A 16,141-nucleotide genomic window follows, 5' to 3' on the forward strand; every position below is an offset into this window, starting at 1 on the left:
GATCGCTTTTATTTCGCAATAAGTTTAATAACTTTGTCACACAAACAGAAATAATTAACCTGTTAATACCCAAGTATCCTTACTACCGCCTCCTTGAGAAGAATTAACGACCAATGAGCCTTTTTTGAGTGCAACACGGGTAAGTCCGCCTGGATGGACATAGATTTCATCACCACGATGAAGAATATAAGGACGTAAATCTACGTGTCTTCCTTGGATTTCACCATCAATCAAAGTAGGTACTCGCGACAAACTGAGAGTTGGTTGAGCAATATAATTACGAGGTTGGGCAATAATTTTTTGAGCAAATTCTTCTCTTTCTGCTGGCGTGGCATCAATTCCGACTAACATCCCGTAACCTCCAGCTTCGTTGGCTGCTTTAACTACTAATTTGTCTAAGTTTTTGAGGACGTATTCTCGGTCTTGTTCTCGCCAACACAGATATGTGGGAACGTTAGATAAAAGGGGTTCTTCAGCTAAATAGTAGCGAATCATTTCAGGAACATAGGCATAAACTACTTTATCGTCTGCTACACCTGTTCCTGGTGCATTAGCTAAGGCTACTTTTCCTTCGTGATATACTTCCATTAATCCTGGAACACCTAAACAGGAATTGGGATGAAAAGCTTTAGGATCTAAAAAGCCATCATCTACTCTACGATAAACGACATCGACACGACGCAATCCTTTGGTAGTTCGCATCTGTAAGTAGCCATCGACAACAATTAAGTCTCTACCTTCGACTAATTCCACTCCCATTTGTTGTGCTAGAAAAGAATGTTCATAATAGGCGGAGTTGTAGATACCAGGAGTGAGAACGACTACAGTAGGTTCTGGTAAATGAGGTGGTGCTAAATTTAATAAAGTTTCTAATAAATGACTAGGATAGTCATCGATCGCTTTAACTGCCATAGTGTGAAAAATATCGGGAAAAGTGCTTTTCATCACTCGTCGGTTTTCTAAGACATAAGAAACTCCCGAAGGTACTCTCAGATTATCTTCTAACACGTACCATTGACCATCGCGGTCGCGTACTAAATCTGTACCAGTAATATGACACCAAATTCCATGAGGTGGTTTTATTCCAAGACAAGGTTTAAGAAAACCACTAGCGGTATGAATTACTTCAGCAGGAATTTTGCCGTCTTTAATGATTAGTTGTTCGTTGTAAATATCATCGAGAAAGAGATTAAGAGCTTCAATTCTCTGTTTTAATCCTTTTTCTAGCTGTTGCCATTCTTCGGCAGCAATAATACGAGGAATAATATCAAAAGGAAATATTCTTTCTACCCCTTGATTGTCGCTATAAACGTTAAAAGTTACTCCTAATTTAAACAGAGCGATCTCGGCTGTTTGCCGATGTTGTTCTAATTGTTCGATTCCTAATTTTTGAATCCATTTAATCAAAGATTCGGCTTGCGATCGCGGTTTGCCTTGAGCGACAAATAATTCATCATAAAATTCTTCTGGATCGTATGCTTCTAGTTGCAAAACCAATCCTCCTTAATTCAGTTATTAGTTAGCTTGTGGCTATTATATTTGTGAGTTTGTACTCTAGCTTGAAATAAATCTAGTCCTCGAAATTGTAACTAAAGCGACAATTTAATCTAAATTTTAATTCTGGGCAGTGAGCTAAACTGAAAACTAAATCTTGTCTATAAGTAGTCGTGCAAAACTAATTACCTAGTAGAGACAAGGCAGTGATCCTTCGCTCAGGAGGAGATTTAAAATGTGTCAATGATTATGTAATAGTACTTAAATTGAAAAATTAAACAAAAAACCGAGAATTTGGAATCATAGAACCACTTTTGTCGCTCAAACTCGCCCATAAATCAAAAATAAGTTAATTGCTGCCTAAATAACGTAGTAAAAAACTCTCCAACGATTCCATTTGCATATTAAAAGTAAATTCGAGCAAAGCAATTTCTTCTGCTGTACAAAAGAATTCGTGTGCCAGTAAAGTTCTTAATGTACCCAAAGATTTTTGTAACTGTGGATTAATTAAACCTAGTCCCGATCGCAAGCCATCAAATAATGCTAAAGGTGGATTAATAATAATTGGTTCTTTGTTAAATAAACGAGCAAAAATCCGAGGAATATCTTCTCTAGTCAGAATATTTGGTCCACCGACTGCAAAAATTCGGTTTTTGGCTGCCGATGTTTCAACAGATGCGATCGCGATCGTTGCTAAATCATCGGTACTAACAATTGAAGAGCGATGTTGTGGATCGCCAATTAATAAATAAATTCCTGTTTCGCGAAATCTTTCTGCTAGCGGTAAAAGATTATTGGCAAATCCCGAAGGACGCAAAATAGTGTAGTTTAAACCACTTTTCATTAAATACTTTTCTACTTCTCGTTTGGCTTTAAAGGTAGCAGAATCTTGATAACCTCGGTCTACTCCCAAAACAGAAATAAAAACGAAATGTTCAACCTGATTTTCTTTTGCACAGTCAATTAATTCGATATTGGCTCGATAATCTAGAGCTTGAGCATTACTACCAGAACCATGACTACTAATGATATATTTTACTCCTTGACAGGCTTTGGCAATATCTTTATCTTGTTTGAGGTCGCCAATAAAAATCTCTGCACCTCTATCTTCTAACTCTTCATAATTAGAGGTAAGACGCACAAAAGCTCGTACCGATTTGCCTTGATCTCTTAATTGTCTGACAATTCTACGTCCTAATGATCCTGTTGCACCAGTAACTAAAAACATCGCAAGCCACCTCCGCCTTTCTGTTTATTATAGACAGGCTTGGGAATCAGTTGCTGATCAGGAAAAGGCATGAACTTTCCCTACACAAATCAAAATTTAATAATACATATCTCGACTTGCTCTTCTCGATCTTTGCCACAATAAAGGTAATAAAGAACCCAAAATAAAACCCAATCCTAAGCAAAATGCCAATAAAACTCCAATTGGTAGTTGAATTGATTCAAAAGTCAAAAATTGCAAAGATACTTGTTGAATATTCTGAATCGAAAAAACTGCGATCGCGCCTATCCATCCAGCCATGATTAACGCACTTAAAAAGTTAGCAAAAATTCTCATTTTAACTAAAAATTAATAACTGTTTACTGAGCATCAATGGCTCTTCCTCCTGAACCAAAAATAATTGGTGCATCTTCTTTGTGAGGTTCCCAACCAACATTAAATCCTTGTTTCCAAGCTTGTTCTCTAGCTGCTCTAAAAGTTGCAAAACTATCAGGTCGAACAATAAAAGCGAGATAATCTTGATTAGGATTTAATTTAGCTAAAGTTGTTAAAAAATTTGAATTAGGCTGCTGTAATTGAGGTTTAGATTCTCCTTCTTTAGTAGGAAGTGGTTCGTAAAGCAAAGAGAATGTACTTGCATTTACCATTTTGACATTATAAAAATCGGTTTGGGTTTGAAAATTAATCAAACGGTTAGCCCGACTTTGAATGCAAGAGCGATAATCAAGATAAGCTTGGCTGTCAGATATTCCCATTCCTGAAGCTCCTTCTGGTTGATTACAAGCAGGAAGATTACCAATTAATTCTTCTATCTCTGCGCCTACTTGAGTATCATTAATATAGGTAACTTTATTATCTCTAATTTCAAAAAAACGGGGTGTTTTTTCAGTTTTTGAAGCAAGCGGAGTCCGCACAACGGAAGTACTTTTATCTGCAATCAAAGTTGTAAAAAGAGTAATAAACATTAAAACACCAATGGTGTTTGTCATGGTATCAAGAAATGAGTCAAAATTTTGACCAGGATGATTAATTTTGCGACGTTTTCTTCTTCTCATTAACTACTTCACCTTGAACGTTTAAGTTCCAACCAGAGTCAAGGGGTTCATAACCAATATCAATGCCTTTTCCTTGAACTAAGTTACGAACTTGATTAAAAACATCAATTCCACTTGGTCTTAAAGCAACAATTAAGTATTCTTTATCTTTGTTATTTTGGATGCTATTAATTAATTTTTGTAATGCCGAATTCGGATTTTGCAGTTGAGCTTGGGGAACAAATTCTTTACTAGGATAAACTACTACTCCATCTTCTCTACATTCAATATAACGAGGATTTTTAACGCGATTTTCTCCTTGCTCTGATTTAGCAAGAATCGTTACTTCTTTTTGATTCATAGCTTGAGTTGCGACAAATAAAGTAATAAAGATTAAAACTCCAATAATATTTGCCACAATATCTAAAAACGAGTCTAAACTTAACTCTGCTTCTGGTATTCTGCGGGTTTTTCTGCCCCTCATTTTTGTATTTCCTCTTTATATTTTAGATAGGGATAGTACCATTTTCGTTTTCTAATAAAATAATTTTACGAGGTTTATTCATTTCCTTAAGAATTGGTTGAAGTTGAGCAAGATGATCTCTTACACCTGTTAAAACTTCTCCCAATTGAGCAGTTTTTTCCATTGATTGCAAAGAATTATCTAAACTTTGCTGAAACTGTTGAAGTTGAGCAATTTTATTCGCAGCTTGTTCTAAATTAGCAACGCGATTTTCTAAAGCTTGAGCAGCTTTTTCTAAAGTTTGACTAATTTCTGAAGCCTGACTATTTAAACCGATCGCAATAGATTCTTGGTTCGCTTTTATTTCTTCAATTGTTGCTTTCATCCCTGTAATTAATTCTTGGTTAGCTTGTTGTTGCTGATGAAAGAAATTCATGAATTCCTGTCGATCGCTATTGGCTAAAGAACGAACTTCTCCTACTTGTTGAATAATTTGAGAACTAACATCTTGTACTTGACTAATTTGTTCAATAAATCCTTGAGCTAAAGCTTGAGCAGCTTTTTGAGCATACATTTGTGCTGGTTCAATTAAAGCTTCTGGATTGGGAAAATACTGATCAATTGCTCCTTTAACTGCCTGATTAATTGTGTCAACATTAATATCTTTATTTTTTTCTTTTAATCTAGGCAATAATTTATCATTAATAAAAATATCTATTCCTAGAAGTAACCGAGTTTCATAGCGTTCGATTAACACCAAGGGAATCATTAATAAAATACTAAAACATAAAGCAAGTAAAGTAGTATCAAACGCCACTGCTAAACCAGTAGTAACCGAAGTAATTCCTTCTTTAATTTTTTCGACATCTTCCGCTTGTTCTAAAACTCCAGTAAAACCGCCTACTGCTTGACTAATTCCTAATACCGTCCCCAAAAATCCTAACAATGGAATTGCCCAAACTAAGATGCGAGGAAAAGAATAAGATGATTCTGAAGTACTTAAATAAAAAGAAGAGTCATCTAAAGCAAATTCGGTGGCAGCAGCGCGATCGCCTGAGTTAATATAAGCATCTAAAACACGACTACAACGCAGTGCAACTAAACTGCCATCTTTTGCCAGTCTATCCCGAAAATAAGCAACATCTGGAGAATCTGGTTTTTCTAAAGGAATATGTTCGGCAATCCAAATTTTTCTTAAGGCACGACTTTCGTACTTTAGCTTGAAATACTTTAACGCAGTGATCGCCAAAACCATACCCGATAAAGCAATAACCAAGTATTGAGTAAATCCTCTCTCATACATAAAAATACCGAGAGGAGTTGTTCTAAAAGGTATTAAAATTCCATAAATTGCTAAAGTCCAAATTGCAGAAAAGAAGAATACAAAGGGTAAACTAACCTCTAATTCTTGACGTTTGGAATTGCGAGAATGAGGTTTAAGTAAATTTTTTAGCTTGAAGTTATTCATATTACTAATTGTGTTTGGAGGCTGCAATAGCTTTTGCTGTCCTGATTTTTATTTTCTAAGTAAATATAGTTTACATAAACTTGAATTTTATGAAGTTTATATAAATTAAAATCATTACCGATTGACGGCTTGTGAAGAAGTATAATACGAAGAATTATTTCTGTAAATTTATCTAGATATTTTTTTTGAGTAACAACAAGTAGATTCACCTAGGTGTATACTAAGCGACTCGCAACATGATATTAGTTAAAAGTAAAGAAAATAGAAAATTCTTCAATTAAGCGACCACGCATTGAAAAATCTAACCCAAAATTTGGAACTTAAAAACTAGCGGTTGACAAAAATCAGCCTTGCTAATTAACTATTAATAATCAAAAAATTAGATTTATTCAAAAAATTCAATTTAGTTGATGCAAATGCTCCAATTTAATTAGAAAAACTGGAGATTAATAGAATTAATCTTCTTTCCAAGTATGCAAATAAATATAGACAAAAATAAAAGCGATCGCAAGTAAAACAGTTGCTGCTGCTGCAGCATAACCAAACTCAAACCTTGCAAAAGCTTGTTCGTAAATATAATAAACTAATAAATTGGTTGAATTTAAAGGGCCACCACCAGTAATAATATAAACTTGTTCAAAGCTACGCAGAGTAAAAATGGCTGTAGTAACAGTAGCAAAAATAATTGTAGATTGTAATCCTGGTAAAGTAATATACCAAAATTTTGCCCACCCGTTAGCACCATCTAATTCTGCTGCTTCGTAACGAGATTGAGGAATAGTTTGTAAACCAGATAAAAACACAATTAAATTAAATCCTAGTTGCTTCCAGCTACTTAGCAAAATCAAAACTGGCATTGCCCAAATGGTACTACTTAACCAAGGAATTGGGTTAATATTAAGTTGCAGTAGCCATTGATTAATTGGTCCTTCAGTTTGAAATAACCAGCGAAATCCTAATCCCACCGCTACTAAAGAAGTAATTGAAGGGATAAAATAGGCAGTACGTAATATTCCCCGTAACGGAAGAGAACGATTGAGTAAAACAGCTAAAATTAATGGAATTAGTAAAGTAGGAATAACGGTAGCCACAGTAAAATAAACCGTATTACCAATGACTTGCCAAAAATCAGCATCAGTAAACAGTCGAAAATAATTACTTAAACCAATCCATTCAATTCCCTGTACAGTAAAACTACCACTTGTAAAACTGAGATACAACAGATAAAGAATGGGATAAAACAGAAATATTCCTAAGATAATTAATGCAGGTGCTAGAAAAATCCAGGCTGCAAAAGTATCGCGATCTAACCATGAGGAGATCTTGCTTTGTTTATTCATGGTGATCTTGTTTAATCATGTGTCAATTTTCTTATAGAGTATAAGGCTACATTTGATAACTTATTAACTTAGCAGAGATTCTTTTGACAGGATTATCAGGTGATTTAATCTGAACATTTTGAATTTGTAAGTTTGGTATATCTGTAGATTCTAAATTTTGGCGATCTTTTTGAGGAAATGATAAATATTTATCCTCTCGCATCAATGTAAATAATCTAAAAGTTGTTTGAGGAAGTTTTGATTCTAATGGAAGATAATTATAGACTCTCTGCGGATGTTCAATTTGCCACATACCTCTAATTCTAAGATGAGTAATTCCTAAAGGATCGACACGATTAACTCTTCCTAATTCTTTAGTTAGACTAAATTCTACTCCTGTAGTTTGACTAATTCCCTCAATAATTTTACTTTTCATATTCTCATAAATTTCTTTACTTGCTGCATAGCAATCACCATAAACTAACTACAGTAAAGTTAATTTTTTTTGTTTAACACAACCAATTGCATAAATTAAATCTTTCTCTGTCCATTGTTCACATTCTTTACAAGCCTTAGTTAGCATGGGACTATTAATCAATAATTTGGTAGCAGGATAAGAACTATTTAAAGCAATTTGAGATGTTTCTGATTCAAGTTTTTTAACTTCTAGGGCATCCCCTCCAATTAACATTAAGTCTGGAGGGTTATTGGCATTACCAAAATAAGAAAATGTTTTTTCATAGGCTTCATTTTTAATTAATTCATCAGTTTCTTTTAAGGTATTTGCAAAAATATATTTAATAAATAATTCTAAAGCGTCACCAGCAGCATTAATTTTATTTTTACTTCGATAAAATTCGACTAGATCTGGAATTTGATCGCGAGTAATATTGACAATTGCTTGTAAAATATTTGTCATAAAAAAAATAAACTTAATTTAGATTTAAACTAAGCTGCAAAGATTGCTCATTTTGTTTGATATTTATTGGTTCTGTTAAATAACTTTTAATCGCTTCAGCTAAAGCATAACCTAAATTAACTGGTACAGCATTTCCAACTATTTTATAGCCAGCATTAAGATTAATATAATCAAACAAAAAATTATCAGGAAAAGTTTGTATTCTGGCACATTCTCTGAGCGATAAACGTCGATAAGGATAAATTGAATTAGGATCGAAAATAAATTTATCTTTGCCAATATTAATCATTTTATTAGCTTGAGGATGAATCGGTGCATGACGACCACTGGCTTGAATTGTAAAAGATGGTTCATCCCAAGATCGAACTCGATTTCTTGACATATAAATACTAGAAAAATCTCCAATGGCATACTCATGATTAGGTAATATACAAGTATCCCTATTAGTTTTATTTTTTGCTTGAGCAGGTAAAGCAGATTCTCTTAAATCCCAAATTGCTTTTTTTAGATTATTAAGTTGATGAATCTGATAATTTTTTACAAGCCAATTAAAATCAAATTTCAAATTGAGATCGGCACGAAATCCTACAAAAATAATTCTTTTTCGATCTTGAGGAACATTATAATCAACTGCATTAAGCAAACTATAGTTAACCAAAAAACCCGCTTCTTCAAAAGCATTAATAATTTGTTGGAGAGCTAAACCATGTTGCTTGTGCAGCATTCCTGATACATTTTCCGCTAAAAAAAACAAAGGTTGTTTATCCTCAAGAATACGGATATATTCTAAAAATAATTGTCCGCGAGAATCTTGAATGCCTCTTTGCGATCCTGCTTCACTCCAACTCTGACAAGGAGGCCCTCCAATAATGCCAAAACAATCAGGAATATCACCTGAAGGAATAACACGAATATCTCGCCGATCTAGATAAGTTTTTGGATGATTATATTGATAAGTTTGCCAAATTTCTTTATCACAATCATTCGCCCAGATGATTTTAAATCCAGCTTTAGAAAAACCTAAATCTAAACCACCACAACCAGAAAATAGAGATACTATATTTAAGTTATTTATACTATTTAATGACAGCATCGAAACTTTTAATAAACTTTAGGAAAAAACTTTAAATCTAAAATCTGTTCTATTGAATAAGGACAGTCTTCGGGTAAATTAGTAATTGCAGTTTCTCTAATTGCATTTCTTCTTGCTCGTCGATAAGCTTTAATTAGTATTTGGCGATTTTGTAACACACTTTTTAAACTAGGAATATCTTCAAGATAATCACTAAGATTATCTCGTTCTTGACTGATTGTCTTAATTAATCTTTTACTTGATTTTGCTGCCTGATATTGCCATTGAAGTAAATTTTTACAGATTATTCTCAGGCTAAAAGTTAATTTATCTTGTTCGCTTCTACCCAAAGTTTCTATCTCCTCAATTAAATTTTTTAAGTCGAGTTGAGTAAACTTTCTCTCTTTTAATAAATTACTTGTTTTTTCTACCCAGAGATAATAATCCTGTTCGTATAAATTTTCAAATTCGGAGGTATTCATGAGTAATTAATTAAGTAATAATACAAATTTATTTTAATTATTACGATAATTCTGTTTTAACTAAATAATCGTTTTTGGGTTGTTTTATTAGATAATAATAAGTCCATTAATTGCACTCAAGCTTCAAACACTAAGCAATGATCATCCAAGCTATTTCCGATCGCGTCAACGCCTGCTTCGCAGATCGCGTCTTAATTTCTCCCAATTTATCATCCTCTCAACTGAAGTTAGACCAACCATTATCATTGGGTATTATGGCTTCTGGTAGTGGAACAAATTTTGAAGCTGTTGCAAGCGCGATCGCAGATGGACAATTAAATGCAGAGATTAAAGTTTTAATTTACAATAATCCTGACGCTCAAGTGCGATCGCGTGCAGAAAAATACAATATTCCTACTATTTTAATTAATCATCGAGAATATCAAAAAAGGGAAGACTTAGACGAAGTAATTGTCACAACTTTCCAAGAATATGGGGTGAGATGGGTAATTATGGCTGGTTGGATGCGAGTCGTTACTCAAGTTTTAATCGATGCTTTTCCTAACAGGTTAATTAATATTCATCCCAGTCTATTACCCAGTTTTAAAGGTATTCGGGCAATCGAACAAGCGTTAGCAGCTAAGGTAAAAATTACGGGTTGTACTGTGCATTTAGTTAGTTTGGAAGTTGATAGCGGTTTGATTTTGATGCAAGCAGCAGTCCCCATCTTACCTGATGATACACCAGAAACGTTACACTGTAGAGTCCAAGTACAAGAACACAACATTTTACCCAAAGCGATCGCGCTTGCAGCAATGAAAGAAATGAAAAAGTTAGAGTGAGAAGAAGAAAGTCAAAAGAAGGAATATTTATTTCTGTTTCCTATTCAGCTTTCCCTTTTTATCTAATTTATAAAAAAAGAACTTAATTTCAAGGATTAAGTATATGGTAACTAATTTCAAATGGTCAATTTCAAACTGGCATGAACTAGTAGAGTCTGGAGTACTAGAGGATCAACCAGTACAATTATTAGAGGGAGAAATTATTGAAATGAGTCCAGAGGGAGTTCCTCATAGCTATACCAATGACAGTGTAGTAAAGTATTTGAGGAAAATTTTGCAGGGTTTAGCTGATGTTAAAGAATCCCATCCTGTTACGTTAGATAATTCCGAACCTCAACCTGATATAGCTGTTGTTCGTTTACCAGAAACTATTTATAAACAACATCATCCTTATCCTCAAGATATTTATTGGTTAATAGAAATTTCTAACCAGACTTTAAAATTAGATTTAGAACAAAAATCTATTACTTATGCCCGTAATGGTATACCTGAGTATTGGGTAATTGATTTGATCAATAATAAACTAATCGTTCACACTCAACCTAATAATAGTATTTATACCCAAATCCAAGAATTTACAACAGGACAAATTACTCCTCAAGCTTTTCCTCAAATCAAGATTCCTTTAAATCAATTATTATTATATTAATTCCAGATTCATTACTTACAAATAACTAATTTATTTTTTCCATTGGAGTGAGTTGGGGAATAATTTTGGTTGTACCTAAACTAGGAAATCTAATAGCTAAAGTGGCTTTTTTTCCTGAACCTAAAATATGAGTAATTTCTCCTTCACCAAAGTCTTGATGCCAAACGCGATCGCCTATATTCCAATTATAATTATTAGTTTGAATTGTAGTATTTGCAGTTTTAGCACGGTAATTAGATTTAAGATTACTACTAACTAAATCTTGAGGAAGTTCTTTGAGAAATTGTGAAGCAACAGCAAGTTCTCTTTCACCCCAAAGACGACGTTCTCTAGCATGAGTTAAAAATAATTGTTCTTGGGCGCGAGTGATACCAACATAACAAAGACGACGTTCTTCTTCTAATTCTAAAGGATCGTTTAAAGTCCGATTGTGAGGAAATAAACCTTGTTCCATTCCGACTAGAAAAACGACAGGAAATTCTAAACCTTTGGCAGAATGAAGTGTCATTAACGAGACTTTTTCTTGCCCTTCTTCAAGATTATCTAAATCGGAAGCAAGGGAAGCATTAGCAAGGAAATCTTGGAGTTTATTTTCTTCATTATCTTCTTGAAATTGAACGATCGCATTATATAATTCCACTACGTTAGCAATGCGATTATCTGCTTCATCGGTGCCTTGTTTTTTCAAGTCATCAACATAACCAGATGCTTCCATAATATAGTTTAAAGTTTCAGCAGCCGTTAAGTTTTCTTGTTGTTGTTGCAGGTGTAAAATCATTTGAGCAAATTTATTAACTGATTTTGCCGATCTACCTGCCATTGTATTAACAGAAGTTTCATCACTAAGAATTTCCCAAAGAGGAACACCTAATTGTTGTGCTGCATTATTGAGAGATTCAATACTAGTTTTACCAATTCCCCTTCTAGGAGTGTTAATAATTCTCAGTAAACTAACCGTATCATTAGGATTAACAATCATCCGCAGATACGCGATCGCATCTTTAACTTCCTTACGGTCATAAAACTTCAAACCACCGACAATATTATAAGGAATATTATTTTGTAATAATAAATCCTCAAAGGGACGAGACTGAGCATTAGTTCGGTATAAAATTGAAAAACTTCCCCAAGTTAATTCGGGGTTTTCTGTTACCATTCGTTTAAGTTGATTGATAACAAATTTAGCTTCATGTTGCTCATCATCTGCTTTATAAACATAAATTTGTTCGCCAATTCCTCTGGTGGCTTTTAAAACTTTATCAATTCGTTGGCTATTGTTTTCAATTAAAGCATTAGCAGCTTGTAAAATATTTTCCCGAGAACGATAATTTTCTTCCAATTTAATCATCGTTCTTGTATCATCATCGGGTAAACCATCGCCAAAATCTTGTTGAAAATCCAGTAAGATCGTAAAATCTGCTAACCGAAAAGAATAGATCGATTGATCCGCATCTCCTACCACAAATAACGATCTACCTCGCCAATCCCATTCCTGTTTTTTCGTTTCATCATTAGTAGCAAGTAACCGAATTAGATCGTATTGAGTGCGGTTAGTATCCTGATATTCATCTACCAAAATATGATGAAACTGAGTGTGCCAATAACCCAAAATTGATTCATTTTGTTGAAACAATCTGACTGGAACTAAAATTAAATCATCAAAATCTAAAGCATTATTAGCTGCTAGTTGTGCTTGATATTCGTTATAAACTTCAGCAATTACTCTACCTTTATAACCCCCATTTTCTCTAGCATATTGTTCAGGAGTTAAACCTTGGTTTTTAGCATTACTAATCGCATATCTGACTGTGCGATGATTAAACTTTTTATCATCTAGATTTAACTGTTTGGTGACAATATTTTTGATTAAACTTTGAACATCAGACTCATCAAAAATCGAAAAATTTCGCTTCCAAGTTCTTCCTCTTTCGTCCTGATACTTATTAATATCGAAACGAAGTAACCGAGCAAATAAACTATGAAAAGTTCCAATCCATAGAGGTTTAGTAATCCTTTTATAAACTTGCGACTTCAGTTTTTTTTGGTCGTATTCATTTAAAAATTCTAACCTTTGTCCATATTTATCCTGCGCCAATTCCTGCACAAAAAGATATTCAATTCTTTCCTTCATTTCTCGCGCAGCTTTATTAGTAAAAGTCACTGCCAAAATATGTTCTGGTTCAACTTTATGGTTGCGAATTAGGTTAGCAATTCGATATGTTAATGCCCTAGTTTTACCAGATCCAGCACCAGCAACCACTAACATAGGGCCACAAAAATGTTCGACAGCGCGACGTTGAGAAGGATTGAGATGGCTAAAAAAGTCAGTATTGGCAGTCATGACAAACAGCAGCAAAGGTCTAGATCGTTTATGTTACCAGTGTTTTCTAATTGTTAACCAGTTAAAAGGCAAAATTTATCATTGAGGAGTTTAGAGCATCCCTACTTTTTCCCGATCGCTTTGTAAATTAAAAATCAATTCAACTAACTAATTTACTTTCAGGAGCTAGGGTATCATGAATCTTCGTTATCGTGGTGTTGATTATCAACCTAAAAATTTTCAAGTTCAAACTATTACTTCAGAAAATTATGCTCGTTTTCTTGGTAATACTTATCATATTCGTCATCCGCAAGTAAGCTTTACTTCTCAATTAAGTTTGAAAAAGTATTGAGGTGTGAGTTACGGAAATTAAGGTTTAATTTATTATTTGAAATTTTATTTTTATGACACAACCACAAATTTAAGCCCTAATCTTAGGGCATTTTTTTTTATAGCTTTTTTGTAATAAATAATTGTAAAGTGAACAAATAATTAGATCTCGGCCCAAAAATAAAATTGTTGTTAAAAACGATAGCTTCATCATTCGTCATTCAGACAAACCAAAAACTTCAGACTTATGCAAGAAGTTTATTTGTAATGATGATTTACCTAAAATTCAGCCAACTAAATAAATCTGCTGCTGAGAGTTGCCAGTTTTGTAGAACTTCTAAAACTAACAAAATATCGTGATTAGCTTTAACTACGGGAGTAGAATTAGGTTCAAAAATTACCACCGATTCATCTTCAGGATCGATCAACCATCCTAGTTTTGTTCCTTGACTCAAACAAAAAGTAATTTTTCTAATCACTCGATTAGCTGATTGTTCGGGAGATAGTATTTCAATGAGCCAATCTGGTGGAATTTCAAATTTATTACTAATCCTACCATTAACTTGTAGCGGAATATTTTGCCATTCAAATACTGCGACATCAGGTACAATAGAACTGCCTGCAAAGGTACAACGTAACTCAGGAAAAGCACAGGCTAGTTTTTGTGATTTACCTATTTGATTAATCTCTGTAACTAAACTAGCTTGCAAAACACTATGTTCTCCTTGTGGCATCGGCTTCTGTGATATTTCTCCTGCTAAGTATTCTTGTTCTGGCTTAGTTTCTGCAAGTTCCAAGAATTCTGCCAATGTCAGTTTAGATATAGTTTGATTAGGTAAATTCATTCGGATATCTAGGTAGTTAATAAAGTAGGGGGAATTCATGAATTACCCCTACAACAATTAATCATCAATAAAAGGCTATCAAAAACTTGCTGTCATTGCTGTCCAAATAGTCCAACCATCAATTAAAAATAACAACAAAGTACAGGCAAATAAAATTAAATACATCCAAGGTTGCGCTAGGGGACGAATATCAGTAGTATCGATTCCCGTTTTTGATTCAACAATTTTAACCATGCGAGCAAAACCAACTACACGCATTGGTAACAAATAAGCTCGCTCTGCTGAAGCCGTAACAAAATAATAAACCAATCCACCCTGTCCAGTCGTACGCATTTTTAATTGTTTAATCTCTTGCCAGGGTAAAGACCAACCTTTACGTAATAATGATGGTATCCAACTCGGATAAGTTACTGCAATTTTCTCTTCATCCAAAATAACTCTTTCACAACCAGCACCATAAACTGCTACTGCACCGATAACAATTCCAATCCATAACAAGTTTGATGGAATCGGTGCAGAAGTTGCTTGCGCTAAAAATGGTAAGGGAATAGTTAAAGCTAAGTATAAACAAAATAAGGTAATGCGAATTAAAGGAGAGATACGAAAAACTGATTGGGTCATTAATGCAGAAATATTAAACAAACATTTTTAATTTAACCAATCTCGACTTATTTTTCAGGTTCAATCTTGGTTTAGAGCGATCGCAATAATCAAACTGACAATTTTTAGAATTTTTTTATATAATTATTTTCAGATTAATTGTCCTGATAATTTTTGTACTTTTTCTATATTGTTAAGTAAAATTTGAAAAAGTGGTTGAATATCAGGGTCTTGATGATTAAGCGCGATCGCTATCAGAAATTTTCTTAATTATTGATCTGTATGTTTTGAAATTATTTAAGTGCTGTTCTGAGGATAAATGTGCATTTGGTTGAGCGATAACAGAGTAGTTTTTTTTCATGATTTTTTTAAGCTCTTGCTCTACAACATTTGCTACTCCCTTGCCCACCACTATTACGTAATCAGGTCTGGCTTCTTCAATGACAGTTCGGGTATAATTTGACCAAGAAAATTGAATAATTTGATTCATCTTTTTAAGTTTTTTGCCTTTGTTATATAAAGCCACAATGCTCGCATCTACAAGCCATATTCCATTAGTTTGCAAAGATTGTAATAATTGAACTTTGTTTCGGATTCGTTGCTGTGTCGAGTTGTTCTTTTTTAGAATAGGAGCAAAGGATTCGTTTGATAAAATTTCATTTTCGCAACTGAAGAATATTTTCCAGAAATGTGGAGTTCCATCCTTAGATGGATGGTCTCCTTCTATTAATGAATTTTCACCATAGGCAAGACAATATACAAACCTGGCATATTGATTTGGATATCCAGATAATCCATCTATTTCCTTAATTCTGTAATTACGATCAGATTTTGAGGTGAATACATGAGATTCGGCTAGTATAACTACGCGCACATTATCTGGTCGCCAAAACTGACGATATTGCTCAACAAGCTCAACTGATTCAAAAGTCTCAGCATCTGATCTAAGCAGATTGACTATTTGTTCGTAACAAGTGTGTAGACCGTTCATTCTCTGCGCGCTAACTATCTAATTTTTTAGAGAAATTTTCTCTAGACGATAATTAAAATTTTTAACATTTTTCTATTGAGTACAATATTATTTTTGTACATATAAT

The 16,141-nt window shown here is 33.7% G+C and carries 16 protein-coding genes and 1 pseudogene; 3 read left to right on the forward strand and 14 right to left on the reverse strand.

From position 1 onward, the window contains the following. Positions 1 to 54: 54 nt before the first annotated feature. From STA7437_RS11665 to STA7437_RS11710, 10 genes and pseudogenes are all read right to left on the reverse strand, one after another. Positions 55 to 1,491 carry a circularly permuted type 2 ATP-grasp protein gene (locus tag STA7437_RS11665; protein WP_015193586.1) on the reverse strand — a complete coding sequence of 479 codons (1,437 nt, stop codon included), beginning with the start codon at positions 1,489 to 1,491 and terminating at the stop codon, positions 55 to 57. Positions 1,492 to 1,843: 352 nt separating this feature from the next. After that, entirely contained in the window at positions 1,844 to 2,722 is an 879-nt protein-coding gene (locus STA7437_RS11670) for an SDR family oxidoreductase (RefSeq protein ID WP_015193587.1), read from the reverse strand. Positions 2,723 to 2,818: 96 nt separating this feature from the next. Continuing rightward, complete coding sequence (locus STA7437_RS11675) at positions 2,819 to 3,058, reverse strand: lipopolysaccharide assembly protein LapA domain-containing protein (protein ID WP_015193588.1); 240 nt, start codon at positions 3,056 to 3,058, stop codon at positions 2,819 to 2,821. Between the two features lie 23 nt (positions 3,059 to 3,081). Then, entirely contained in the window at positions 3,082 to 3,777 is a 696-nt protein-coding gene (locus tag STA7437_RS11680) for a hypothetical protein (protein WP_015193589.1), read from the reverse strand. After that, entirely contained in the window at positions 3,749 to 4,240 is a 492-nt protein-coding gene (locus tag STA7437_RS11685; RefSeq protein ID WP_015193590.1) for a hypothetical protein, read from the reverse strand. The genes STA7437_RS11680 and STA7437_RS11685 overlap by 29 nt, the downstream gene beginning before the upstream one ends. A gap of 22 nt (positions 4,241 to 4,262) precedes the next feature. Further along, a complete protein-coding gene (locus tag STA7437_RS11690; protein ID WP_041619345.1) occupies positions 4,263 to 5,687 on the reverse strand; it encodes a MotA/TolQ/ExbB proton channel family protein in 1,425 nt (474 codons plus the stop codon). A gap of 455 nt (positions 5,688 to 6,142) precedes the next feature. Continuing rightward, the gene (locus STA7437_RS11695; RefSeq protein WP_015193592.1) at positions 6,143 to 7,027 is read right to left on the reverse strand and encodes a carbohydrate ABC transporter permease; all 885 of its coding nucleotides are present in this window, start codon (positions 7,025 to 7,027) and stop codon (positions 6,143 to 6,145) included. A 46-nt stretch (positions 7,028 to 7,073) separates the two neighbouring features. Then, a pseudogene (locus tag STA7437_RS27090) lies at positions 7,074 to 7,925 on the reverse strand (NgoPII family restriction endonuclease). Between the two features lie 13 nt (positions 7,926 to 7,938). Next, positions 7,939 to 9,018 (reverse strand): DNA cytosine methyltransferase, encoded by a 1,080-nt coding sequence (locus tag STA7437_RS11705; RefSeq protein ID WP_015193593.1) that lies wholly within the window; start codon positions 9,016 to 9,018, stop codon positions 7,939 to 7,941. Positions 9,019 to 9,026: 8 nt separating this feature from the next. Continuing rightward, complete coding sequence (locus STA7437_RS11710) at positions 9,027 to 9,479, reverse strand: DUF29 domain-containing protein (protein WP_015193594.1); 453 nt, start codon at positions 9,477 to 9,479, stop codon at positions 9,027 to 9,029. Positions 9,480 to 9,616: 137 nt separating this feature from the next. On the opposite strand from STA7437_RS11710, the gene purN reads away from it, so the two are divergent. Together purN and STA7437_RS11720 are read left to right on the forward strand one after the other, a co-directional pair. Next, the gene (gene purN / locus STA7437_RS11715; protein WP_015193595.1) at positions 9,617 to 10,300 is read left to right on the forward strand and encodes a phosphoribosylglycinamide formyltransferase; all 684 of its coding nucleotides are present in this window, start codon (positions 9,617 to 9,619) and stop codon (positions 10,298 to 10,300) included. Positions 10,301 to 10,403: 103 nt separating this feature from the next. Continuing rightward, on the forward strand, positions 10,404 to 10,949 hold the full coding sequence (locus tag STA7437_RS11720) for a Uma2 family endonuclease (protein WP_015193596.1): 546 nt from the start codon (positions 10,404 to 10,406) through the stop codon (positions 10,947 to 10,949). Positions 10,950 to 10,974: 25 nt separating this feature from the next. Here the strand turns inward: STA7437_RS11720 and pcrA are convergent, their stop codons facing one another. Continuing rightward, entirely contained in the window at positions 10,975 to 13,290 is a 2,316-nt protein-coding gene (gene pcrA / locus STA7437_RS11725; RefSeq protein WP_015193597.1) for a DNA helicase PcrA, read from the reverse strand. Between the two features lie 175 nt (positions 13,291 to 13,465). Between pcrA and STA7437_RS26165 the strand changes: the two genes are divergently transcribed. Next, positions 13,466 to 13,621 carry a DUF4278 domain-containing protein gene (locus tag STA7437_RS26165; protein WP_015193598.1) on the forward strand — a complete coding sequence of 52 codons (156 nt, stop codon included), beginning with the start codon at positions 13,466 to 13,468 and terminating at the stop codon, positions 13,619 to 13,621. 253 nt (positions 13,622 to 13,874) lie between these two features. On the opposite strand, the gene STA7437_RS11730 is transcribed toward STA7437_RS26165, so the two are convergent. The 3 genes from STA7437_RS11730 to STA7437_RS11740 all read right to left on the reverse strand — a co-directional run bounded on the left by STA7437_RS11730 (position 13,875) and on the right by STA7437_RS11740 (position 16,035). Next, a complete protein-coding gene (locus STA7437_RS11730) occupies positions 13,875 to 14,444 on the reverse strand; it encodes a Uma2 family endonuclease (RefSeq protein WP_041619352.1) in 570 nt (189 codons plus the stop codon). Between the two features lie 78 nt (positions 14,445 to 14,522). After that, on the reverse strand, positions 14,523 to 15,065 hold the full coding sequence (locus STA7437_RS11735) for a hypothetical protein (RefSeq protein WP_015193600.1): 543 nt from the start codon (positions 15,063 to 15,065) through the stop codon (positions 14,523 to 14,525). A 217-nt stretch (positions 15,066 to 15,282) separates the two neighbouring features. Further along, positions 15,283 to 16,035 carry a hypothetical protein gene (locus STA7437_RS11740; RefSeq protein WP_015193601.1) on the reverse strand — a complete coding sequence of 251 codons (753 nt, stop codon included), beginning with the start codon at positions 16,033 to 16,035 and terminating at the stop codon, positions 15,283 to 15,285. Between the last annotated feature and the right edge of the window lie 106 nt (positions 16,036 to 16,141).

Origin of the sequence: Stanieria cyanosphaera PCC 7437, assembly GCF_000317575.1 — a bacterium.
Taxonomy (GTDB): Bacteria; Cyanobacteriota; Cyanobacteriia; order Cyanobacteriales; family Xenococcaceae; genus Stanieria; species Stanieria cyanosphaera.

Bases quoted from the DNA above. Each gene is read 5' to 3' on its own strand.
- STA7437_RS11670 (WP_015193587.1), bottom strand. From the start codon at position 2,722: ATGTTTTTAGTTACTGGTGCAACAGGATCATTAGGACGTAGAATTGTC.
- STA7437_RS11675 (WP_015193588.1), bottom strand. From the start codon at position 3,058: ATGAGAATTTTTGCTAACTTTTTAAGTGCGTTAATCATGGCTGGATGG.
- STA7437_RS11680 (WP_015193589.1), bottom strand. From the start codon at position 3,777: ATGAGAAGAAGAAAACGTCGCAAAATTAATCATCCTGGTCAAAATTTT.
- STA7437_RS11685 (WP_015193590.1), bottom strand. From the start codon at position 4,240: ATGAGGGGCAGAAAAACCCGCAGAATACCAGAAGCAGAGTTAAGTTTA.
- STA7437_RS11690 (WP_041619345.1), bottom strand. From the start codon at position 5,687: ATGAATAACTTCAAGCTAAAAAATTTACTTAAACCTCATTCTCGCAAT.
- STA7437_RS11695 (WP_015193592.1), bottom strand. From the start codon at position 7,027: ATGAATAAACAAAGCAAGATCTCCTCATGGTTAGATCGCGATACTTTT.
- STA7437_RS11705 (WP_015193593.1), bottom strand. From the start codon at position 9,018: ATGCTGTCATTAAATAGTATAAATAACTTAAATATAGTATCTCTATTT.
- STA7437_RS11710 (WP_015193594.1), bottom strand. From the start codon at position 9,479: ATGAATACCTCCGAATTTGAAAATTTATACGAACAGGATTATTATCTC.
- purN (WP_015193595.1), top strand. From the start codon at position 9,617: ATGATCATCCAAGCTATTTCCGATCGCGTCAACGCCTGCTTCGCAGAT.
- STA7437_RS11720 (WP_015193596.1), top strand. From the start codon at position 10,404: ATGGTAACTAATTTCAAATGGTCAATTTCAAACTGGCATGAACTAGTA.
- pcrA (WP_015193597.1), bottom strand. From the start codon at position 13,290: ATGACTGCCAATACTGACTTTTTTAGCCATCTCAATCCTTCTCAACGT.
- STA7437_RS26165 (WP_015193598.1), top strand. From the start codon at position 13,466: ATGAATCTTCGTTATCGTGGTGTTGATTATCAACCTAAAAATTTTCAA.
- STA7437_RS11730 (WP_041619352.1), bottom strand. From the start codon at position 14,444: ATGAATTTACCTAATCAAACTATATCTAAACTGACATTGGCAGAATTC.
- STA7437_RS11735 (WP_015193600.1), bottom strand. From the start codon at position 15,065: ATGACCCAATCAGTTTTTCGTATCTCTCCTTTAATTCGCATTACCTTA.
- STA7437_RS11740 (WP_015193601.1), bottom strand. From the start codon at position 16,035: ATGAACGGTCTACACACTTGTTACGAACAAATAGTCAATCTGCTTAGA.